Consider the following 20,440-nt stretch of genomic DNA (forward strand, 5'->3'; position numbering starts at 1 on the left):
CCACACTGAGCCTCATTCCGCGTTAGCGGGATGGCATATCTGCGCGCATGTCTTATGAAGCGCGCGGTGGATCATCACAGGAATCGTGAACATGAACTCCAAGTGCTGTTGCACAGGTTGGTCCTTCCTGGCCGGCCTGGCGGCAAGCGTACTTGCATTGCCGAGCTTCGCTAGCGCATTGACATTCGATGAAGCGCTGCGTCTGGCCGAAAACAATGCACCATCGTTGACCGCACAAGACGCCAAAATTCAAGCAGCCACTAGCGCGGCCATTCCCGCCGGCGAACTACCCGATCCCAAGCTACTGCTGGGCGTGCAGAACTACCCCATTGGTGGACCCGACAGATGGAGCATCGACCAGGACTTCATGACCATGCAAGTGGTCGGGATTAGGCAGGAGATGCCCAACAGCGACAAGCGCAAAGCACGTATCGAGGTCGCGGATGCGGCTGTTGATCGAGCGTCAGCCGAGCGTCGAGTGGCGCGTCTGAACGTCCGACAGTCCACGGCATTAGCCTGGATCAGAAGCTACTCGGTTGAGCGTAAAGATGCGTTGTTCCAGGACTTCTACAAAGAAAACCGTCTTCTGACCGATACCGTCAGAGCTCAGATTGCGGGTGGCCGAGCCCAACCCGCCGATGCGGTGACACCTAAACAGGAAGCTGCTCAACTGGCTGAGCAGCAGGATGATTTAGTTCGTCAACGTGCACAGGCCCGGGCCGCCCTCAAGCGCTGGATTGGCCCTGCCGCCGATGACAAACCGGTAGGCGGTTTGCCTGATTGGCCTATTGAGACCTCAGGTTACTCCCATAAGCTGCAACATCACCCCGAATTAGCGGCTTTTGTGCCGATGACCCGTGAAGCACAAGCCAAGATCCGTGAAGCTGAGGCGGAAAAGCAGTCTGACTGGAGCTGGGAATTCGATTATCAGCACCGAGGCCAACAATTCGGTGACATGGTCAGCGTGCAGTTTTCATGGGATCTCCCGCTGTTCCCTAACTCTCGGCAAAACCCCAAGATTGCGGCCAAGCACGCCGAACTAAACCAGCTTGAGGCTGAGCGCGAAGCCCTGTCACGCGAGCATACCCAGCAACTGGAGGATGAGTTGGCTGACTACGAGCGCCTCAATCGTGCAGTCAGCCGTAATCAGGAAAGCTTGTTGCCGTTGGCTAAAGAAAAGGTCGAACTCACGATGGCCAGCTACCGCTCCGGCAAGGGTGATTTGAACTCGGTTGTTGCCGCCCGACGCGAACTCATCGAAGCCCGTCTCAAGCAGGTTGACGTTGAAGAGCAACGTGCCCTGACCAGCGCTCGCCTGTATTTCTCTTACGGGGAGTCCGCTCAATGATTTTTAAATTATGGAAAGGGACTTTAATCATCGGCATCTCGATTGCCTTGGGTGTTGCCGGGGGTTACTGGTTAGCCCAACCGCGAATGAGCGGAGTAGCTGGTGTCGTACCGGATCATGAACCCAAAGCCTCTGCCGATCGAAAAGTTCTGTATTGGTATGATCCCATGTACCCACAACAGAAATTCGATAAACCGGGTAAGTCACCCTTCATGGACATGCAGATGATCCCTCAATACGCAGATACCAAGGGGGACAGCGCTGCCATTCGAATTGATCCAAGCCTGACTCAGAACCTTGGTGTGCGACTGGCTAGTGTCAGTCGAGGCGTATTTGCCTCGACACTGAACGTGGTAGGTGTGCTGGCCTTCAACGAACGGGACGTTGCAGTCATTCAGGCCCGTACAGCGGGTTTTGTCGAGCGTGTGTATGCCCACGCACCTGGTGATGTGCTGAAAGCGAATGCCGCCTTGGCAGATATCTTGGTGCCGGAGTGGGCAGCTGCTCAGGAGGAATTTCTCGCCCTCAAGCGTAGTGGCGATGCTGGCTTGCTGACAGCGGCCCGGCAGCGACTGCGGCTAACCGGAATGCCACTTACGTTAATTGCTCAAGTTGAGCGCACTGGCAAAGTTCAATCGAACCTGACGCTGACCAGCCCTATTGGTGGTGTGCTTCAAGAGCTGAGTGTGCGTGAAGGTATGACGGTGGCCGCAGGCGAGACGTTGGCTCGTGTTAATGGTTTGAGCAGTGTCTGGCTGGCCGTGGCTGTACCAGAGGCGGAAGCTGGGTCAATCGTAGTAGGGCAAGCAGCTGAAGCGCGTTTATCCGCATTCCCTGGAGTTGTGCTCAAGGGCGTCGTCAGTGCGATTCTTCCGGAAACCAGTTCGGACAGTCGCACACTTCGCGTTCGAGTTGAGTTACCCAATCCAGATGGCCGACTCAGACCAGGTTTGACCGCACAGGTAAGCCTCAATCGTTCAACGGAGCAAAGTGTTCTGTGGGTGCCGAGCGAGGCCGTCATTCGTACCGGTCGACGTGCGTTGGTCATGCTCTCTGAAGACGCTGGTCGATATCGCCCGGTGGAGGTGCAGCTAGGCCAGGATAACGATGGCAAGACGGCGATATTGAAAGGCTTGGAAGAGGGGCAGAAAGTGGTGACCTCTGGCCAGTTCCTGCTCGACTCGGAGGCCAGTCTCAAGGGCGTTGTCGCAAGCTCATTGGACGTTTCGCCATCTACTATGCCCGTTGGCGCTTTGCATGAGGCCGATGGTCAGATCGTTGAGATCAACGACAAAGAAGTCACGCTCGCCCACGGTCCCTTCAAGACATTGGGTATGCCAGGCATGACGATGACTTTCCCTCTCGCCACTCCTGCTCTGATGAAGGGCCTAAAAACGGGCGACAAGGTTCGGATCGCTGTTAGCCAGACGGACGATGGTCTGCGTGTTGAACGTCTGGAACGCTCTGGGGGCCAGCCATGATTGCGGCCCTTATTCGCTGGTCGGTGGCCAACCGCTTTCTTGTGTTGCTGGCGACGCTGTTCGTCACGGCATGGGGGATCTGGGCGGTTCAAAGTACGCCCATCGATGCATTGCCAGACCTGTCGGATGTTCAGGTAATTATCCGTACACCTTACCCAGGCCAAGCCCCACAGATCGTCGAAAACCAGGTGACCTATCCACTGGCAACCACCATGCTCTCGGTACCTGGGGCCAAGACTGTGCGCGGTTACTCCTTCTTTGGCGACAGCTTCGTTTATGTGCTGTTCGAAGACGGAACTGACTTGTACTGGGCCCGCTCGCGGGTGTTGGAATACCTGAGCCAGATACAAAGCCGCCTACCAGCCAGTGCTAAGCCAGCCTTAGGACCTGATGCCACTGGCGTTGGCTGGATTTTCCAGTACGCGTTGGTTGATCGCAGCGGTGGGCACGATCTGGCGCAACTGCGAGCCCTACAGGACTGGTTTCTCAAATTCGAGCTCAAGACGCTGCCGAACGTTGCGGAAGTTGCCACCGTAGGTGGCATGGTCAAACAGTATCAGGTCCAGCTCGATCCGCTAAAGTTGGCGAACTTGGGTATCACGCAGTCTGAGGTGACCGAGGCGATCGGCAAAGCCAATCAGGAAACCGGTGGAGCCGTGCTGGAAATGGCGGAGACAGAGTTCATCGTACGAGCTTCCGGCTACCTAAAGACGCTCAATGACTTTCGCGCCATCCCGCTCAAACTGGGCGCGGGCAGTGTGCCGGTCACGTTGGGCGATGTTGCCACGATTCAGTTAGGGCCTGAGATGCGTCGAGGCATTACCGAACTCGACGGTGAAGGTGAGACCGTCGGCGGCGTGGTGATTCTGCGCAGCGGGAAGAATGCTCGTGAAACCATTGCGGCGGTCAAAACCAAACTCGACGAGCTGAAAAGCAGTCTGCCGGCGGGGGTTGAAATCGTCACCACCTACGACCGCAGCAAGTTGATTGATCGTGCCGTGGAAAACCTCAGCCACAAGCTGATCGAAGAGTTCATCGTCGTCGCGTTGGTCTGCGGAATCTTTCTCTGGCACCTGCGTTCATCTCTGGTGGCAATCATTTCCCTGCCGGTTGGGGTGCTGATCGCCTTCATCGTGATGCGCTATCAGGGTATCAACGCCAACATCATGTCCCTTGGCGGGATTGCCATCGCCATCGGCGCTATGGTCGACGCTGCCGTGGTGATGATTGAAAATGCCCACAAGAAGGTCGAGGCTTGGCACGTGGCCAATCCTGGGGAGGAACTGAAAGGTGAACGTCATTGGCACGTGATGACTGAAGCGGCTGCCGAGGTAGGACCTGCATTGTTCTTCTGTCTGCTGATCATCACCCTGTCGTTCATTCCGGTGTTCACGCTGGAGGCTCAGGAAGGACGTCTATTCGGTCCATTGGCGTTCACCAAAACCTACGCTATGGCCGCAGCGGCTGGACTGTCGGTAACTCTCGTACCGGTGTTGATGGGGTATTGGATTCGTGGACGAATTCCCAATGAGCAGCAGAATCCGCTAAATCGCTGGTTGATCCGGATCTACGAACCCGCTCTGGACGCCGTATTACATCGACCTAAAATAACGCTGCTGGTTGCGTTGCTAGTCTTTGTCAGCGCGTTGTGGCCGATCTCTCGTCTGGGTGGTGAGTTTCTTCCCCCGCTGGACGAAGGGGACCTGCTCTATATGCCATCAGCTCTGCCTGGATTATCGGCGCAGAAGGCCGCGCAACTGCTTCAACAGACTGACCGTCTGATAAAGACAGTTCCAGAGGTCGAACACGTTTTCGGCAAAGCCGGCCGCGCTGAAACCGCGACTGACCCAGCACCTTTGGAAATGTTCGAAACCACCATCCAATTCAAACCACACGAACAGTGGCGCCCAGGCATGACCCAGGAAAAGCTCGTTGAGGAGCTAGACCAAGCGGTGCGTGTCCCAGGATTGACCAACATCTGGATACCGCCGATTCGTAACCGCATCGACATGCTGGCCACTGGCATAAAAAGCCCTATTGGTGTGAAGGTTGCCGGTACCAACCTGACGGAGATCGATGCCGTCACCCAAGCCATCGAACGTGTTGCCAAGGATGTCTCAGGTGTGAGTTCAGCGTTGGCCGAACGACTGACCGGTGGCCGCTATATTGATGTGGATATCGATCGTAAAGCTGCGGCCCGCTATGGGTTAAATATTGCCGATGTGCAATCGATCGTGGCCGGCGCAATCGGCGGTGAAAACGTCGGGGAGACGATTGAAGGGTTGGCTCGTTTCCCAATTAACGTACGTTACCCTCGTGAGTGGCGGGATTCACTCGGCGCTCTGGAGCAGTTACCTATCTATACCCCTCTAGGCAGCCAGATCACTCTTGGCACCGTTGCGAAGATCAAGGTCAGCGATGGTCCGCCGATGCTTAAGAGTGAGAACGCCCGACCTTCAGGCTGGGTGTATATCGACGTGCGGGGACGGGATATTGCTTCGGTAGTCGCCGATCTACGACGGGTCGTCAGCGAGCAGGTTAAGTTGCAGCCTGGTATGAGCCTGAGCTACGCAGGACAGTTCGAATTTCTCGAAAGGGCCAACGCACGACTCAAGCTGGTGGTGCCTGCCACGCTGTTGATCATCTTCGTGCTGCTTTATTTAACCTTTGCTCGCTTCGATGAGGCCTTGCTGATCATGGCCACTCTGCCATTCGCACTGACTGGTGGGGTATGGTTTCTCTATCTATTGGGATTCAACCTGTCGGTCGCCACTGGTGTCGGCTTTATCGCTTTGGCCGGTGTTTCTGCCGAATTTGGCGTAATTATGCTGCTTTATCTGAAGAACGCCTGGGCTGAGCGTGAAGACCTCGGCGATAGGACCGAGCACGGGCTGATGGCCGCGATTCGTGAAGGCGCTGTCCAGCGCGTTCGGCCCAAAGCCATGACTGTGGCTGTCATCATTGCTGGCTTGTTACCCATTTTGCTGGGCAGCGGGACCGGCAGCGAGGTGATGAGCCGAATTGCGGCACCCATGGTTGGAGGCATGATTACCGCGCCCTTGCTGTCGCTGTTTGTCATTCCGGCAGCCTATCGACTGATGCGTCGCCGGCACCTCTCAGTTGAGCCCATCAATCCTCAAGAAAAAGTCGTATGAAACTGACCCTGATTGCAGTTGCAAACACCGTATTTGCGCTGTCTCTTTCGGCCCACGCGTAGGACATGCCGGGCATGAAAATGTATGAATGGAATGCAAGCTCATTTAATGACAATGGCTAAGTGATTTAACGTTCGACTTTTGCAGAGCGTCGCAGCTCTTTTTTTGAGCCAGCCAATCACGAGCTGATAATAACAATACCCCGTCAGCTGGTCCCTCAAGCTTTACGGAGCTGCCAGTCGTGTTGTCTTTAATTATCACAGTAGGAGTTGCCGTAATGCCCGCTTTGAGGGCCTCCTCGACCTGTTGGCCAACATGCCGGGCGATCACTTTGTCGGTAGCTGCACAGGACAATAAGTCCTGGTAAGTAACATCAACGACGTTCAGATGCCCATTGAAACCCTCACCGTTGCTACGGGTCCGGTCAAAAATCTGGTCAATGGCTTGCCAGAAGGCAGGTGCGCCACCAAGCGCCCCCGCACATTCAGCGAGCTTGGCTTCGTGTAATGCGGTCGGACCGTGCACATCCAGTGGCAGATGATGCCACTGCAGGTTTACATCCTTCTGCTGCTGTATCCAGGTTTTCAACGCAGGTGTGTACGTCTTGCAGTAGGGGCACTCCAGATCCGCGAACTCAGTCACAGTCCAGCGTGCTTTGGAAGGACCAAACAACCACGGGCCTGTGTTGTGCGGGGATGGTATCTCACTTCGAGTGAGGGCTAAGCAGGCCATCGATGTGCCTGCCAAAACGCACCCCAGCATCAACCAATATTTGCGAAGGCCTATCATGCCCGAGCCTCTGCTGGCTTCGATGAAAGCAGCGCTTGTTTACGAAGGGCCTCAAGAAGAGCGTTCTCAGCATTCTCGGGTTGTGGGTGCTGTAGCAGCCAATTGGCTAACACCGCGTGAAGTTGGGACTCGATGTCACGACGATCCACCGCACGAACCAAAACCTGTTGCAGTTGCTCTATCAAAACGGGGGCACACACCTCAAGGGTTTGAAGGGCGTCTTCACCCGGTTGTTCAAGCAGCTGGGTCAGACTTTCTATAAGGTTCTGGGTCAGGGAATTCAATGCTCTCATGCTTGGCGCTCCAAGGCCGTGACTTGCTCGGGGAAAGTAATGATGTGAGGTTCGATACCGCGATAGCGGTCAAGCGTTGCAGCAACTTCAATGGCCGCATCCAGCTCGCTGCAGCCTTTGGCTTGCATGATGTCGAAGCGTTGCTTTTTCTCTTCCGGCTCGGTCATGGCCAGGGCCAGATACAAACTCGGTGGTACCGCCCGGAATAACATTTCCATGCTTTTGGACAACACGACGCCCTCGGTGAATTTGCCGCTTTCTTTACGCGCTGACAGCATCATCGACTTCTGTGCAGGAGTCAGTTCACGAAACCGCGCGATCTTCTCCACCTCATCAGGCGGCATGTTTAAGCACATCCACCACTCGATCATGTTGAGCAGGGCTGAGGCCTCTGGCGGCACGTCGTCAACGTTCTGGGTGGCCATCCAGAACCAGGCGCCGAGCTTTCGCCACATTTTGGTAATCTTGACGGAGTAGGGGGATAGGAGTGGGACCTTCAACTGGATGTGGCCTTCGTCGGTGAAGCAGATCAGCGGACGGCCTTTAAACTGGTCACGCTCGGCAATGTTGTTGACCGTGTTGAGCAGGGAAATATAAGCGATGGCCATCTGTGCGCTATAGCCTTCTCGCGCATAGGTGGCAAGGTCGACAATGGTAATGTCCGCTTCTGGCCATGGGGTGCCAGGACGGTTGAACATGTCGCCTTCGGTGCCCATACAGAACATGGACAAGGCTTCCGCCATCTCCAAGAATCGTGAGCTTCGGGCGTCTGGAATACCGGGCTCGAGTCCCATTTCTCGCAGCGCTTCACGGATATCTTCCGGCAGAACGATACGTTGCTCCGTCACGCATTTTTTCGCTGCATTCAGTATGCATTGGCGGATGGCGCTACGGTCGGCACGAGTAAGACGGGCATCCTCTTTTTCTTCACCACCGGTGATCATCAGCCTGGCCGCAATTTCCATCTCGCCCAGGATGTCGCGTTGTTCATCCTCGGTCTGGCTAGTCAGATGTTCGTCCGACGCCTCAAGATCATCAGCTTGGATAATCTTCACGTTTTGGCTGGGTTCGATGAGCTTTACGGCATCAGCGAATGGCGCGAGGCTGACACCCGATCCAGGTGCAAGTCGAACCCGGTTTACCGTCAAACCCAACTTTTTGGCGAAATCACCGAGTAAGCCGAAGCTGTTGCCAGCCTCCACAATGAATAGACGTGGCCGATAGATGGCGATGATTTGGCTAAGGATGTTTGTCGCGCTGGCCGATTTACCTGAACCCGTAGGCCCGAAAATGAACAAATGCGCGTTCATCTGCCGGTCCAGCTTGTTCAGCGGGTCGAAGGTTATCGGCGCTCCCCCACGGTTAAACAGGGTAATACCCGGGTGCCCGGTTCCGGTCGACCTACCCCAGACGGGGGCCAGGTTCGCAATGTGTTGGGCGAACATCAGTTGTGCGTACCACTCCAGTGCTTTGCGCGCATTGGGGTCGAAGTTGCCGGGTAGCCATCTAAGGTAGGAGTTCAGCGGTGCCACTTCATCCCGAGGTTCCACCGGCTCCATGCCCGCACCCAGCAATGCGCTGCTGAGTTGCAAACTGCGTTCGTGCAGCTGGGCATCATCTTTACCCCGCAGGTAAAACGCTACGCTACCTCTGTACAGCTTGTGCTTGCGCCCGAGCAACTGACGGGCGGTGGCGACGTCTTCGCGTGTCAGGATCGAGGCCTGAGTGTCTCCAACTGCCTTGCGTGAAAGCTGTTCCAGATGCCCTTCGAGAATGTCCTGCGGGGTGATCACGAGAGTGATACAGAGAATGGTGTCCTCTGGCATTTTGTCGAACAGTGCGTTGAGCGCATCACCGCCCTTTCGGGTTTCACCGGTTAAGTGCCCGGTCTTGGGAGCATCCCTCAAGCGGTCAAGCATCACCACCTGATGGGGAAGGCCGTCGAAATACCACAGACCTTTCTCTATATCTGACAGTGGTTCGCGATAAAACAGGTTTTGCGAGAAGTCAGTGCCGCTGGCGAGCGGCAGCTCGCCCTCTGCAGCACCAGGTGCTTGCTTGCACACCAATTCGTAGAAGCGGCGAATATCTGCATCGGCAGGGCCAAGATGATCGGGACGTGGATTGAACCAATGAATCAGCCAATGGCGAATGGCGTGGCCATCCATGCGATGGGTTTTAATGCCGGCGTTCGCCAAGCCGCCCACCAAGCGATCGCAGATGATTTTCAGGTAAGGACCTGGTGCCTGGCCTCGCACATCCGCTTGCGCGCCTTGGGTACGGCGGTAGACAACAACACGGACGCGGCGCTGTTGGCCCCTCCAGGGCAGTTGGCTGACCTTGGTGTCTTCAAACAGCCCGCCTGGTTTGGAGATGGATTCCAGGTGTTGCTTCATCAGCTTCAAATAAAGCTCGGTGAATGCACTGCCTTGTGCGCGTGGTTGAACGTAGTCATGCAGTTGCTGAAGGTAATCGTCCCAGCTGGTTTCGTCCTGGGCATAGAGCTGAACCACCCAGGGTGAGGTTTCAAGCTCGTCGAAGGAGTCCTGGAGGGCGTTTTCCAGGGCGTCGCGGGCCTTGCGTAACCATTCGGGATCCCGACCTTCAGTACCAATCGGTGTCAGCTCAAAAAAGGCAGCACGAGACACGCCGTCTTCCAATAGCATGGCTTTTTCTGCAGGCAGGTAATCTACCCACGGCAGTAGGTCTACGAAGGAGGGGTTGACGTGGTATAGACGGTCAGCATCAGCGGTTGTGGCTGGCTTTTTCTTTGGGTTACGCCAATCGCTCGGCGAGGGAATACCCATGGCAGCAAGGCGTTCGTAGTAACGCTCTGTAGCAGCCTCAAACGTCTCGGTTGCTGGTCCCTGCACATCGTCAGATAACGGCGAACCTGGTGTTACGCCAGGTTCCACACGCTCTGTCGCCCGTCGCGTTTTGAATCGTTCAAAAAAACCCATCAATATGCCTCCGTGCGTTCGCCAGGCATGGCGTATTGCACCCGCTGATACAGCGGAAACACCGTGGTGTAGCCTGGGATCGGTGCCGGGTCTGAACCCGCTAAATGAGGAAAGACGTACATCACCAGGTCGGGATTGGGTAGGCGTTTAAATTGGCTGTAGATCTCGTTTTGTGCGGTACGTGTGAACATGGTGTTGTCTGTTTCCCTCGTCTCCAGAGGCCGACGAAGATCTTGGCGTGCATCGAGCAATTGGCGGCTGCTCGAGCTGCTTGAGCCGCTGGAGCCTTGATCCCAAACGTCCATCATTGTGCGGTCCCCATGGGGGAGCAATTCGTCTTTGTTGGTGGAACAGGCCGAGGCGAGTAGGGCGATGGCCAGGTATGCACCTAGTTTTAAGCCATGATTAGTCAAGCGCAGTCGAAACATGACGGGCTCCTGAGCGATAGTTGACCTTGCGGCCATTGAGTTCGTAATCGATGGTCAGTTGCTGGTCCAGGTGCACAGCTATCTTTGCCCCGGGTTGTACATACACCGCTGCGAAGGCTTGCCCGTAGAGTTTGTTGACCCAGCTGGAGACGTCATTGACGCCCTGGCCAATAATTTTGCCCATGGCTTCACTGCCCGAGCCGCCGACAGAACCGATGGTCCCGGACTGAGGGTTTATAAAAGAGCCGCTGTTTCCATCTGACTTGATGAGGGAGGCAGCACCTGCGCCGGCGGCGGTAATCAGTACCTGCGAGCCAATGTATTGCGAGGCGTTGCTTTTGCGGTCGCCACTGATACAAGGAATGCCATAGGCATCGCTTATCCAGCCCAGGCCACCCTGAATGGTGGTTTGGTTGCCATTGTTCTGATTGTTACTATTTTGACTGCTATTCGTTTCTTCCTGAGGTTGTGGCAGCGTGCGCACAGTGCCGTCATTGAAGACGAACGTCAGGCTTTTGATCTGACCGCGTACGCAAGACAGGGTCCAATCGCCGGAAGCCGTTCCGCTGGCCACCGCGCCGGCGACGTCGGGCAAGTCGATGCCGTTGGCCGTGAGATTGTCCGGCCCGATCAATACCTTGAACGGGTAGGGGTCGTTGACAGTGCCGTCAATGGGCACCCGGCCGATCAGCGCGGACATGGCCACCGAACCCATCAATGTCGAGTTCTGCGGCAAGGTGTAGACCTTGCGCACCTGTTTGCGGGCCTCCTGTGGCGAGATTTCATTCGCAACACTTTGAGCGCCCGTGCGCAGTGCATTTTGTCCTCGGTCCACGGACTCGCCAAAAGAGGTCGGGAAGTTGAAGCCGCTTGCCGTTTGATTTGTCCCTGCAGCGATGGGCTTGCCGTTGACATCGACCGGCGTTGCGTCCTGCGGCTCTATCCAAACAACGTCCGCGCCAGGTCCGCCTTTGAAGCCTTGACCGTCACCTGGCTGAACGCCGAAGCCGATCGGCAAATCAGATCCAGACTCATTGCCACTGCCCGATTTGCTGCTCAGGGTATTGTACTGCTGCTGCAGTGTGTCCAAGAGGGTTTGGCTCTGTTGTTGCGCCTCCTGCTTCATCGTTTGCTGAACGTTCTGCAGTTTGTTATCGACGTTGAGGTCGATGTTCTGCAGGCGTTTTTGCAGCTCGATGTTCTGTTGCTTTAGTTCGTCATTGTTCTTCAAAGCATTGGAGACTTGGTCCTTGAGTTGTCTGCTTTCCACGACAATGGTGCGCAATGTGTCGCTGGGTGTATCTCCGTCAACCCCAAGCTTTTTAGCCTCCTTCGTACTAAGTACAACCGTTTCCGGCGCATGAACCTGTTGGTCGGCACTTTCGCGATTGAATAATTTGACCACTACGTATATCGCCAGGATCGCGAACGGTATGACCAGGTATTTAACAAGTGGATTACTCTTCACGACGGCCTCCCTTCGGATCGATCTGGCTGATGGCGGCCGGCAATAACGATTCGGCTAGACCATGACCACGGGTCACCAAGTAGACCGTCGAGGTGTCGCTGGAATCACCTTTGGCGCCAAGGTAGGGATGCTGAAAAGTCGCGGTGACAAAGTCACCCATCAGGTCACGCGGATCCAATGTGAGGTTTTGGGCGCTTGTGTTACGTAGCTTCACCGCCGTGACCCAATACTCGTCTAACCGCCACGACCCCAACGCAGAGGCTTCGACCGGCAATATCGGCATTAGGGTGGTGAGGTCCAAACCGCGCTTCAGATTGATCTGAGCAATCCCCTCCACGGGCTCAACGGTGCGTAGGGGCGCGTAAAGCATCTGTGCGGCATAGCGCGTCATGACCACCGGAAGAGGGGTCTCACGACGCGGTTTCGGCGCGTCCTCATCCTCCTCGGCTTGAGCGCTGGCTTGGGCCGTGGAAGAAGTTGAATGGTTGCTTGTAGGTTTGGCGTTGACTTGGCCGTAACGCGGGGCGGGACTGTCCCCGGCTACAATTTTAGCCGGCTCGGATGCGACCTGATTTGGTTTCCCTACCGTTGCGATGATATCCACGAGCATGATCTCACCGGAGTTCATGTTCTGCAGCTGTAAGCGAGTCGGTTCAATCGGCTCTTTCGCCAACAGGTAGAGGGCACCACCGGTGCTCTGCACGCGCAGTTTGTCGACGAGGTTACGAGGCAGACCCACCCGTACGTTTTGGTCCACAAAGACAATACGCTCCTGACCCACGATCAAGGGCAGTGCTATAGGGATACGATCCCAGCGCAGGATTTCGACGGCGTTGGCCAACCCGCAGAAGTGAAGGGCTACGAGCCCGATGATCAGTAGGCGGCGTGTCATCATTTGCCTCCTGCTCTGGTCGTTTCTGCGGAGACTTCGATGCGTTGTGGATTACTGCTATAACAGTCCCAGGCCAAGCCGAATGGGTTTTTTTCGGGATCGACGTCGAATCGGATAATTCTTAACGGATAGCGAGCAAATGCCCGCTTTACGCGCTCCCCGCCGTAGTGCTCGTCAGCGGTGATGTCCAGGTTGACGGTCCAGTCATTGATGCTGTGCTGTTCAATATGTTGCTCAGACTTATCGTCGATGCCTCTGCCTGGAATTTCAAATACACCCCGCTCACGTTTGCGCAGTTCCCCGCTATTGCGGCGTAGCTCGAAATCTTTCTGCAAGTAGGCTTTGCAGCTGGGAGTCAGGTAGCTTTCCAAGCGGGTAATGTTGTCCTCGTAGTCGGTTTCACCGTCAACGGGCCAACGGTTCATCTGCTGAAAAATGTACAGACCGAAGGCGTATACCGACTCCGGTGGAATATCCCACCACTTACGGGTGCTACCTGAACGTAGATCTGGAGGTACATGAACAGTTAGGTCACGCGGTGCGCTCTGCCAGCCATAAGCCATGTACAGACCCAGGGCAATGAGAAAACCAATGACCATGCGCAGGCTGTTAATGTGGGCCAGTTGGGCGTCTACTTTTTTACGGTAAGTCATTGAACCTCCGTTCGATGACAGGTCCACGCACCTGTACGAGTAATCAGCAGGGCTTTATTCCAGGTAGGAAAGAACCGCGCGATGTTCAATTGCATCTGGCGGTATAGCCATGTATCAGGTCGGCCGCGTTTCCACCGACGCAAGAAACGACTGGCAAGAAACAGCCCTAGGACAGCACAGAGCATGGCGGCGCCGATGATAAGTGCCCAAATCTGGGTCAATATCGCGGCCGGAATACCGATAACCAGCCCTGCGCCGGTGCTCAACGCCAAGGTGGCCCACATTTCGTCAGCGGTAAGGCCGCCCATGATGACTGGCTGATTGTTCAATCGCACAGGGAGGAAAATCAGGGTCCCATCGTCTGAGAGTTCTGTCATGGCCACGGCTCTTTTAAAGAATATTTGAAGCCTTGGTGACCAGAAAAATGGCGACACCGAGGATGGCGACGCCAACGGCGGCTGTCGCCCCCAGATCTCCCCATTTTTTCTTGCCAAGTTGAATTTCGTGGTAGGTGCCGAAGGCATGCCAAGCAACGCCACTGAAAATGACTGCGCAGATGATGAGGCCAAGCAAAGTAAAACCGTCAAAGGCGTAGTTCTGCATGGTTTGCATCAGGTTAGAGCCTTCCCCCCGGGTAGGAGGCTGAGACTGCGGAAGAGCCGCCATGGCCAGTTGGGGGAGAGCAAGCAACCCGATCAGCATGCGGCCCGGTTTTAAGAATGAAGTCATGGTGTATCTCCCATAGGGTCAACTAAGAACAAATGTGGTGAGGATCATGCAAAGCAGTAGGATGCGGACGAGCGAGGTCGAGGCAATCGTTCGATCAAGGTTGCCAGTGGCCCATCCTCGGTAGCAGCTCCAGATAGCCCAGGCGCCCCACATAAAGATGATGGCTACAGCGACGCCGACGAAAAACAGGTAGCTCGTCGAGGCAGGAAATCCTCCTGCCGCTTGAAACGCAGCAGCCTGAGCGCCGCTCATGCTCATGGCTTGCGTCCTTCGGTCGTGTATTGGCCTGACAGCTCAACAGGATCACGAGGCTGGGCTCGGGTTGGGGTTAGATAGCCCTCCAACCCATGACGAATTCGAGCGATATCACCTGCTAGACGCTGGTAATCGAAGAAGTAACGCTTGCCAGGTTCGTCGGCCACTTGAGCGCTACGACGTGCGGTGTCCTCTAAGGCATTCAACTGGCGGATCATCACGTCCAGGTTGGCCTGTTCGGAGGCTGAAGCAGCGGTCGCATGAGAGACAGGCAGGCCGCATCCAAAAAGTGCGATGAGGCCTGGCAAGGCAAGTCGGCAAGTGAGTGCAGTGAGACGCGGGTACTGGATCACGGCTGGGCTCTAGTCATTCCTGATGCCGTCAGCTTGCCGTGATCAAGCTATGGTCGCCGCAAGAAAACCATATTCAGGACTGTAAGGATTTCTTCTGACGGTACTGACACCATCAATCACAGTGGATAGGGCGTTTGAAGAACAGCAGATACCCGATGGGCAAGGCGAATCCGTAAGCCCAGCCTTGGGCGTTTTGATTGCCAACCTTGACTTCTCCTTTGACCACGGGCTGCACGCTGACCAGCTCCCAGCCTTCGCTGCCTAATTGAGCAAGGCGGTTTTGACGTTCAGAATCTTCCAGAAAACCCTGGGTGTCGGGTTCAGTGGTGGGCTCTTCGGACTTGAACATGAAGAGCTTTTTGGTTCTGACAACGTACTGAAAGGGAGAGAACTCAGTGTGGTATTCAAATTTCTGACGGCCCATGGCGACGTCCTCAATGTGCAGAGCTACCAGGGTTTCAATAATAAGCGCGTGCCAGCAATCTGAAATAGTTTGTTGCTAAGCGCGTGATTTCTGAGGTTGGAGTGCAGAGGTCCGAGCATCGACATAGCGCTGCATGATAGAAAGCACCATTGAGTTCAACGCTAGGATCTTCATCCCTCGCGTCACCGCCACGTACAGCAAATTCAACTCGTCATCTTTACGACCTTGATCGATATCGGGTGAAAGCGGATCAGCGCTAAAGTCGTCATACAGGCTGACAAAGTCCCACTCCAGCCCCTTGGCCTTGTGCCCAGTCGTGAGTGTCACGGTGGCGTCGAGCTCGTTATCTACAGAGCGGGAACGTAGGGTTTGGATCCGCTGGGGCAGGTCCGGATAGGCTGTAATGATCTTGATCGATCGCAACATCTCCGTATCCTGGCTTACCTCGGCTATTTCCACGTACTGTGAAAAGTCCCGGTAATCTCTCAACAGCCTGCGGTTCTGCACCTCATGGTTACGGTTGCGGCTGAATAGGTATAAATCTTCCAGATCGCGTAGCGAGTAGCTGTCGATACCGCCGACCCAGAAAATCTTGGGGTTGCTTGCGACCAGCTGCAGGGCGTTCTCGATGACGCCGGTCACGGTACGATGGATAAACGTGCGATGCGGTAGCTCTTCAGGCAGAGCCCGTTTAACCAGGGTATTGCAACCTAACCCCTGCAGCTTTCGTGTCTCACCCTTGTAAAAAAGAATGATGTTGGCCACATGCGCGACGGCAGGGCCGAAGCGAAAGCTTTGGGTCAGGTAGTGACGTTCGGCGTCGGCCATCCAGTCGCTGTTGAGCGCATCTTCTGCGCCGCGGAAGCGATAGATCTGCTGGTGGGGATCGCCGACTGCCACCTTGCGGACCCGTTGTATTTTTACTATGTCGGCAATAACTGGGTTCACGTCTTGACCTTCGTCGAGCAGAATGGCGTTAAATCGTTCGCTCAGGTCGGGCTTGCTTAGCTGATACAGCTTCAAGTAAGCGTCATGGGTGATCGACATTGCTGTGTCCTGCAGATCGATCATCCGGTTCCAGATGGTTTTAGCCACGTTTAAAGCATTGTTCAGGAAACGTTCCTGGGCACTTGTGAGCATTCGTTGCCCCTGGAATCTGGGAAAATGCACACGGCCCAACTCGTCATCGGCGCTGGCCATGAAGTTGTTAAGCGTGCTGAGGACATCCCGCACGAGCTCCCAGTCCTGGGTGTTGATGGCCCTTGCGATGTCCGTCAGGCGTAAGTTATTGGTCTGCTTGGTGGCGTACTGACTGCCATAGACTGCATATGCGAGGCCATGCGCCGTCTTACACACCACGTTTCTGCGTGGAAAGCGGCCCCTGGCAGCGAGCTCGACGGATTTGTTGTAGCAGAGGTAGAGCATTTTCACCGAGGCGTGTTGTGTGGCGTAGCCCACCAGTGTGGTGGTTTTGCCGGTACCGGCAAAAGCCTGAACCAGTAGCTTGTCAGCCGTGGAATGGATGATGGGCTGCTGTTCTTGTGTCCACTGCATGGGCAGCTCCTAAAGGTATTTTTTGAAGCTTGAAACGGTGATGTAAACGGACACACCCAACAGCACGGCGCAGGGCAACAGAATCAAAAGGGGGCTGATGCTGATGGGGATGGCCAGGTAGACCGTCCAGGGCACGATGGTCAGCGGAGTGATCGTCCCCCGGGCTTTGTGATACAGGTAACTTGACTCGCGGCCGGAGCCGAATTTTCGTAGATCACGCCGCACCAGGCCATCGACCAAGCCAGTGAACGCCGCCAGTGCGAACAGCGGAATCGTCAACGTCAGAATGACCATTCGCACACAGAAGGTCAGGACTGTGTATAACGCGGCTAAGCCATAGTCCTGGAATTTGATCATCGCCCGACCGAGTTCGTAGCGAAGGTTCAAGGTTCCCGTTTGTTGTGGTGATGTTGAGCGAGCGTACTGTGTCAGTGCATTTATATTGTCCTGCATGCCGGTTTTCACCATCAGCCAGTCATAGACCGTTTGTGCCAGCCAGGTTGCCGTACGCCCCGGTTCTTTGATGACAACGCTGTGCAGCAGATCCTGGGACAGCCAGCCCAGTTCATGTTGGAACATCTGCTGAGCATGTTTCCAGCCGGCATCCGGCCAGAACGTGTACATGCAAAGCCATTCAACGACGATGGCGCCGAGCAAGGAGCCGAACATCACCCCCAAGAAATGAAAAGGGGTAGAGAACAGCATGCCCAGGAAGTTTTTTTGACCTTCCTGCTGTTGCTGGGCTTTTTCCGCGATATCGGCCATGGCTCTGTTCCTTCAAGCCTATGCGGCTTTTCCGTTATTGGCCATCTGGCGGAAGTCGTCTACCAAGTCATCAGGAAGCGACTCACTTAGTGCGTCATATCCCGGTGCTTGCCACCAGTCGCTGCTGGTTCCGGATCCTTTACGCATGCCCTCAACCAAGGCCTGAAGATCCTTGGGCATCACTTCATCGGGATCGCTTGCCGGCAACGGCATACGAATCTTCCACAAATTCCCGCCCTCTATCAGGGCAAAGCATTGCCCCTTGGGTAGGGCAACCACATGCGCCGGTTCGATCATCGGTACGCTGACACTTTGGATCTGATCGTGAGTGTTAGAGGTGAAAGCGGTGTTGCCGTTAATAGCGTCGTTTGCACTGCTTGCTGGTGTACTGGTAAACACCTGGACCTTTGGCAACTGGTTGGTCAGCAGCTCGGCGGTTGCAGTCTCACGTACACGTAACATGAACAGGTTGTTGAAGTTACCGATGACTTGGCCAGCTTTAGCCCGGTTACCGATTTTTGCCTCAATATCGCTCATGGTTTGGGTATAGGCCGTGACCTGCATGCCGGCACCACCGCCTTTGTTGATCATCGGTATGAATTCATCGCCCATCAGTTCGTTGAATTCGTCCGCATGTACGTTAATTGCTACCTTGCCGCCGGTGGCCCCGGGCAAGCCATCATCGATGCCAAACTTATAGATGTGACCCGCAACTGACACCAGGTCGCTGAACATCGAGTTGCCCACCGCTGCAGCTACCTCTGTATCAGATAAAGCGTCCAGGCCGACATAGACCACTGCCCGTTTGCGGATGATCTGCATCCAGTCAAAGATTGGTCGTGGGTCCTCAAGATCCATGTAGTCGGGAGATAGCAGCTCTGCAATCCGGCCTGTGGTCAGTTTTTCCAGCAATGGCAGAAGGCTGGCCACGATCTTGTCGAAATAGGTTTTGTCATAGCGTACGGCTGATCGCAGACCCTCCATCACTGGGTCGGAGATGCGTTGCTGAGTGAGGTACATGTCCAGGGCCACCACGCGTAGCGGTCGATCCTTCATGGCGAAACTGAGGTTCTTACGATCGATCTTTCCTTCCAGCTCAACGATGGTTTGCCAGGCTTTGGGATCATTTTCAGCAAAGTGCTTCTGCGCATACTCAATAAACAGCGCGTCAATGTTTGTCACATGCTTGAGGATCTGTTCATAGTCCGGCCGACGTCCCAGTGCCACGAGGGCGCGCGCGATGATGTTGACGAAACGCCAGGCGAATTCCCGGAATGCCGCGGAATTGCCTTCCCCCGAAAGTTGGCCGGCAATGCGGGTGGCAACCTCCGAGATCCGACCAAACCGGCCGACGGCGTTGTAGCGAGCGGAGTGATCGGGCCAGCCTAGGTGGAACACGTAGAATTCCTCCAGTCGGTTTGCGCGCTTGCATTCGATGTACATGCGCTTCAGGAGGTCTGCGTCGCCTTTAGGATCGAAGACAATCACCACTTCGCGGTCCAGGTCCATTTCTACATTGCGCTGGCTTCGATGAACGGGTTGCACGCGGCGCCCCATATGAACGCGGCGCCGGGGGCTACGGCGGGTACGCCTGATGTCTTGGGTGATAAACAACTCTGCCAAGCGGGTTTTTCCAACACGAGTAGTCCCCAATACAAGGGAGTGTCCAACCCGCTCACCCAGTGGCAGGCTGACATCCGCTTCGTTCGGCTCTATACCGTGTAAGCGCGGTAGCCCCCCGACTGGAGGAAGTGGACGCGCCGGGTTAAATGGCACATCCCACGAGGTAGCCTTTGACAGCAATTTGAGTGGAAAGGGTGCGAACTCCAGACGCTCCTCAATTCTGCGAGCAAAGGTATAGATAGACGTGGGCTCGACATACTCGGCGTACTTTGGGAGGTAAGTCTCCATCAACCGCTGAGTATGTTTTTGGGTCCAGCGAAAGCCTTTACCGATGAATAGCCGCTCATTGCTGACCGGCATGTCTTTGCTGGTCATGGTGTAGTGGGGTAGGCGCCGAATATTGCGCCGGTAACGCAGCACTACCAACGCTTGTTTGAGGCGGACGAACCCTAGACCCAGAAAGCCTGTACCGGCAACCATGCCGAATAAAGGCGTCAGAGCAACCGCCCAGGGCGCGAAAATACAGAGCAACGCCGCAGCGGCACATACGCAAACTGTGTACAGCTCAACAGCAGGGCGTAGTAACGACTCAATGGTGTAGGAGGTGGTCATGGATCACTTCCTATGAGTGAAAGGGGACAATGGCCCCACTGTTTCGAAATGGAAAACGACTGGCTTGCCTGTCTCAGCGATCAGCCCATAGGACTTGGCCAGGCGGTATATGGGGTGGTAGCTGTTAAGGGAGTTGACGTGTCCAGCAATGCGCTCTCGCCAGACTTCTAGTGGCATCGCTGCCTTGCTCAAATTACACGGCACGCACGCGGGCATCATGTTGCTGATGGCGTGGTTCTCTGGCCGCCCCAAAATGATGGCACCGGAGTACTTGCCGTCCACCCTCTCTGGTTCTCGCCATACTGCTTCCATGTGGTCCGCATGCCACCGGTCACCCAACAGCACACCGCAGTATGCGCAATGGCCCGCGAATTTAGCGTGAAGCTCGCAGCGTTGCTTCTTGGTCAGCTTCATGGGGCCGGGATCCTCCTTTCATGCGTGATGATGAATTGGCCAACTCTTGCCTCGCTTGCTCAACTGCCTCGGGCAGTCGTTCTTTTAGCCGCTGACATAGCTCCACCTCGTCACCAGGTACGCGGGCGATGACGGTGCCGCCATAGAGCTTGGCGACATAGGTGACCTGTTCAAAAAGCAGTTGGCCTGCTCGTGGGTCATCTGGTTGCTTGATGACCAAGGTGATGTGCGTAAGAGAGGCCAT

At 55.5% G+C, this 20,440-nt stretch carries 20 protein-coding genes; 3 read left to right on the forward strand and 17 right to left on the reverse strand.

Going from position 1 to position 20,440, the window contains the following annotated elements; genetic code table 11:
* Positions 1-91 precede the first annotated feature (91 nt).
* From PSH76_RS04180 to PSH76_RS04190, 3 genes are read left to right on the forward strand one after another with little or no spacing between them, the layout of a single operon-like run.
* Positions 92-1,348 (forward strand): TolC family protein, encoded by a 1,257-nt coding sequence (locus PSH76_RS04180; protein WP_008437421.1) that lies wholly within the window; start codon positions 92-94, stop codon positions 1,346-1,348.
* A complete protein-coding gene (locus PSH76_RS04185; protein WP_008437420.1) occupies positions 1,345-2,829 on the forward strand; it encodes an efflux RND transporter periplasmic adaptor subunit in 1,485 nt (494 codons plus the stop codon). Before PSH76_RS04180 ends, PSH76_RS04185 begins: the two co-directional genes overlap by 4 nt.
* Entirely contained in the window at positions 2,826-5,984 is a 3,159-nt protein-coding gene (locus tag PSH76_RS04190; protein ID WP_008437418.1) for an efflux RND transporter permease subunit, read from the forward strand. Before PSH76_RS04185 ends, PSH76_RS04190 begins: the two co-directional genes overlap by 4 nt.
* Before the next feature lie 105 nt (positions 5,985-6,089).
* Here the strand turns inward: PSH76_RS04190 and PSH76_RS04195 are convergent, their stop codons facing one another.
* The 17 genes from PSH76_RS04195 to PSH76_RS04275 all read right to left on the reverse strand — a co-directional run bounded on the left by PSH76_RS04195 (position 6,090) and on the right by PSH76_RS04275 (position 20,440).
* The gene (locus PSH76_RS04195) at positions 6,090-6,773 is read right to left on the reverse strand and encodes a DsbA family protein (protein WP_008437415.1); all 684 of its coding nucleotides are present in this window, start codon (positions 6,771-6,773) and stop codon (positions 6,090-6,092) included.
* Positions 6,770-7,066 (reverse strand): hypothetical protein, encoded by a 297-nt coding sequence (locus PSH76_RS04200; protein ID WP_008437414.1) that lies wholly within the window; start codon positions 7,064-7,066, stop codon positions 6,770-6,772. The genes PSH76_RS04195 and PSH76_RS04200 overlap by 4 nt, the downstream gene beginning before the upstream one ends.
* Positions 7,063-10,026, reverse strand: a complete 2,964-nt coding sequence (locus tag PSH76_RS04205; protein WP_024073351.1) for a conjugative transfer ATPase — start codon at positions 10,024-10,026, stop codon at positions 7,063-7,065. The genes PSH76_RS04200 and PSH76_RS04205 overlap by 4 nt, the downstream gene beginning before the upstream one ends.
* Positions 10,026-10,454, reverse strand: a complete 429-nt coding sequence (locus tag PSH76_RS04210) for a TIGR03751 family conjugal transfer lipoprotein (protein WP_008437412.1) — start codon at positions 10,452-10,454, stop codon at positions 10,026-10,028. The genes PSH76_RS04205 and PSH76_RS04210 overlap by 1 nt, the downstream gene beginning before the upstream one ends.
* Positions 10,432-11,922, reverse strand: coding sequence for a TIGR03752 family integrating conjugative element protein (locus PSH76_RS04215; protein WP_024073352.1), 1,491 nt, complete (start codon positions 11,920-11,922; stop codon positions 10,432-10,434). Before PSH76_RS04215 ends, PSH76_RS04210 begins: the two co-directional genes overlap by 23 nt.
* On the reverse strand, positions 11,912-12,814 hold the full coding sequence (locus PSH76_RS04220) for a TIGR03749 family integrating conjugative element protein (RefSeq protein WP_008437410.1): 903 nt from the start codon (positions 12,812-12,814) through the stop codon (positions 11,912-11,914). Before PSH76_RS04220 ends, PSH76_RS04215 begins: the two co-directional genes overlap by 11 nt.
* On the reverse strand, positions 12,814-13,467 hold the full coding sequence (locus PSH76_RS04225) for a PFL_4703 family integrating conjugative element protein (protein ID WP_020302977.1): 654 nt from the start codon (positions 13,465-13,467) through the stop codon (positions 12,814-12,816). The genes PSH76_RS04220 and PSH76_RS04225 overlap by 1 nt, the downstream gene beginning before the upstream one ends.
* Positions 13,464-13,844 carry a TIGR03750 family conjugal transfer protein gene (locus tag PSH76_RS04230; RefSeq protein ID WP_008437403.1) on the reverse strand — a complete coding sequence of 127 codons (381 nt, stop codon included), beginning with the start codon at positions 13,842-13,844 and terminating at the stop codon, positions 13,464-13,466. Before PSH76_RS04230 ends, PSH76_RS04225 begins: the two co-directional genes overlap by 4 nt.
* A gap of 13 nt (positions 13,845-13,857) precedes the next feature.
* Positions 13,858-14,196, reverse strand: coding sequence for a TIGR03745 family integrating conjugative element membrane protein (locus PSH76_RS04235; protein WP_008437401.1), 339 nt, complete (start codon positions 14,194-14,196; stop codon positions 13,858-13,860).
* An 18-nt stretch (positions 14,197-14,214) separates the two neighbouring features.
* Positions 14,215-14,454 (reverse strand): TIGR03758 family integrating conjugative element protein, encoded by a 240-nt coding sequence (locus tag PSH76_RS04240; RefSeq protein ID WP_008437400.1) that lies wholly within the window; start codon positions 14,452-14,454, stop codon positions 14,215-14,217.
* Positions 14,451-14,759 carry an RAQPRD family integrative conjugative element protein gene (locus PSH76_RS04245; protein WP_178110642.1) on the reverse strand — a complete coding sequence of 103 codons (309 nt, stop codon included), beginning with the start codon at positions 14,757-14,759 and terminating at the stop codon, positions 14,451-14,453. Before PSH76_RS04245 ends, PSH76_RS04240 begins: the two co-directional genes overlap by 4 nt.
* Before the next feature lie 157 nt (positions 14,760-14,916).
* Positions 14,917-15,228: a hypothetical protein gene (locus PSH76_RS04250; protein WP_008437393.1), complete on the reverse strand. Its 312-nt coding sequence runs from the start codon at positions 15,226-15,228 to the stop codon at positions 14,917-14,919.
* Between the two features lie 75 nt (positions 15,229-15,303).
* The gene (locus tag PSH76_RS04255; protein ID WP_008437391.1) at positions 15,304-16,782 is read right to left on the reverse strand and encodes a UvrD-helicase domain-containing protein; all 1,479 of its coding nucleotides are present in this window, start codon (positions 16,780-16,782) and stop codon (positions 15,304-15,306) included.
* 9 nt (positions 16,783-16,791) lie between these two features.
* Positions 16,792-17,547: a TIGR03747 family integrating conjugative element membrane protein gene (locus tag PSH76_RS04260; RefSeq protein WP_044275342.1), complete on the reverse strand. Its 756-nt coding sequence runs from the start codon at positions 17,545-17,547 to the stop codon at positions 16,792-16,794.
* Positions 17,548-17,565: 18 nt separating this feature from the next.
* Positions 17,566-19,782, reverse strand: a complete 2,217-nt coding sequence (gene traD, locus PSH76_RS04265; protein ID WP_024073353.1) for a type IV conjugative transfer system coupling protein TraD — start codon at positions 19,780-19,782, stop codon at positions 17,566-17,568.
* Positions 19,783-19,785: 3 nt separating this feature from the next.
* On the reverse strand, positions 19,786-20,196 hold the full coding sequence (locus PSH76_RS04270) for a hypothetical protein (protein WP_008437384.1): 411 nt from the start codon (positions 20,194-20,196) through the stop codon (positions 19,786-19,788).
* Positions 20,156-20,440, reverse strand: coding sequence for a hypothetical protein (locus PSH76_RS04275; RefSeq protein WP_024073354.1), 285 nt, complete (start codon positions 20,438-20,440; stop codon positions 20,156-20,158). Before PSH76_RS04275 ends, PSH76_RS04270 begins: the two co-directional genes overlap by 41 nt.

This window comes from Pseudomonas sp. FP215, assembly GCF_030687795.1.
GTDB lineage: Bacteria > Pseudomonadota > Gammaproteobacteria > Pseudomonadales > Pseudomonadaceae > Aquipseudomonas > Aquipseudomonas salmasensis.

Bases quoted from the DNA above. Each gene is read 5' to 3' on its own strand.
- PSH76_RS04205 (WP_024073351.1), bottom strand. From the start codon at position 10,026: ATGGGTTTTTTTGAACGATTCAAAACGCGACGGGCGACAGAGCGTGTG.
- PSH76_RS04200 (WP_008437414.1), bottom strand. From the start codon at position 7,066: ATGAGAGCATTGAATTCCCTGACCCAGAACCTTATAGAAAGTCTGACC.
- PSH76_RS04180 (WP_008437421.1), top strand. From the start codon at position 92: ATGAACTCCAAGTGCTGTTGCACAGGTTGGTCCTTCCTGGCCGGCCTG.
- PSH76_RS04250 (WP_008437393.1), bottom strand. From the start codon at position 15,228: ATGGGCCGTCAGAAATTTGAATACCACACTGAGTTCTCTCCCTTTCAG.
- PSH76_RS04275 (WP_024073354.1), bottom strand. From the start codon at position 20,440: ATGGCCTCTCTTACGCACATCACCTTGGTCATCAAGCAACCAGATGAC.
- PSH76_RS04220 (WP_008437410.1), bottom strand. From the start codon at position 12,814: ATGACACGCCGCCTACTGATCATCGGGCTCGTAGCCCTTCACTTCTGC.
- PSH76_RS04270 (WP_008437384.1), bottom strand. From the start codon at position 20,196: ATGAAGCTGACCAAGAAGCAACGCTGCGAGCTTCACGCTAAATTCGCG.
- PSH76_RS04255 (WP_008437391.1), bottom strand. From the start codon at position 16,782: ATGCAGTGGACACAAGAACAGCAGCCCATCATCCATTCCACGGCTGAC.
- PSH76_RS04235 (WP_008437401.1), bottom strand. From the start codon at position 14,196: ATGACTTCATTCTTAAAACCGGGCCGCATGCTGATCGGGTTGCTTGCT.
- PSH76_RS04185 (WP_008437420.1), top strand. From the start codon at position 1,345: ATGATTTTTAAATTATGGAAAGGGACTTTAATCATCGGCATCTCGATT.
- PSH76_RS04260 (WP_044275342.1), bottom strand. From the start codon at position 17,547: ATGGCCGATATCGCGGAAAAAGCCCAGCAACAGCAGGAAGGTCAAAAA.
- PSH76_RS04190 (WP_008437418.1), top strand. From the start codon at position 2,826: ATGATTGCGGCCCTTATTCGCTGGTCGGTGGCCAACCGCTTTCTTGTG.
- traD (WP_024073353.1), bottom strand. From the start codon at position 19,782: ATGACCACCTCCTACACCATTGAGTCGTTACTACGCCCTGCTGTTGAG.
- PSH76_RS04230 (WP_008437403.1), bottom strand. From the start codon at position 13,844: ATGACAGAACTCTCAGACGATGGGACCCTGATTTTCCTCCCTGTGCGA.
- PSH76_RS04195 (WP_008437415.1), bottom strand. From the start codon at position 6,773: ATGATAGGCCTTCGCAAATATTGGTTGATGCTGGGGTGCGTTTTGGCA.
- PSH76_RS04225 (WP_020302977.1), bottom strand. From the start codon at position 13,467: ATGACTTACCGTAAAAAAGTAGACGCCCAACTGGCCCACATTAACAGC.
- PSH76_RS04210 (WP_008437412.1), bottom strand. From the start codon at position 10,454: ATGTTTCGACTGCGCTTGACTAATCATGGCTTAAAACTAGGTGCATAC.
- PSH76_RS04240 (WP_008437400.1), bottom strand. From the start codon at position 14,454: ATGAGCATGAGCGGCGCTCAGGCTGCTGCGTTTCAAGCGGCAGGAGGA.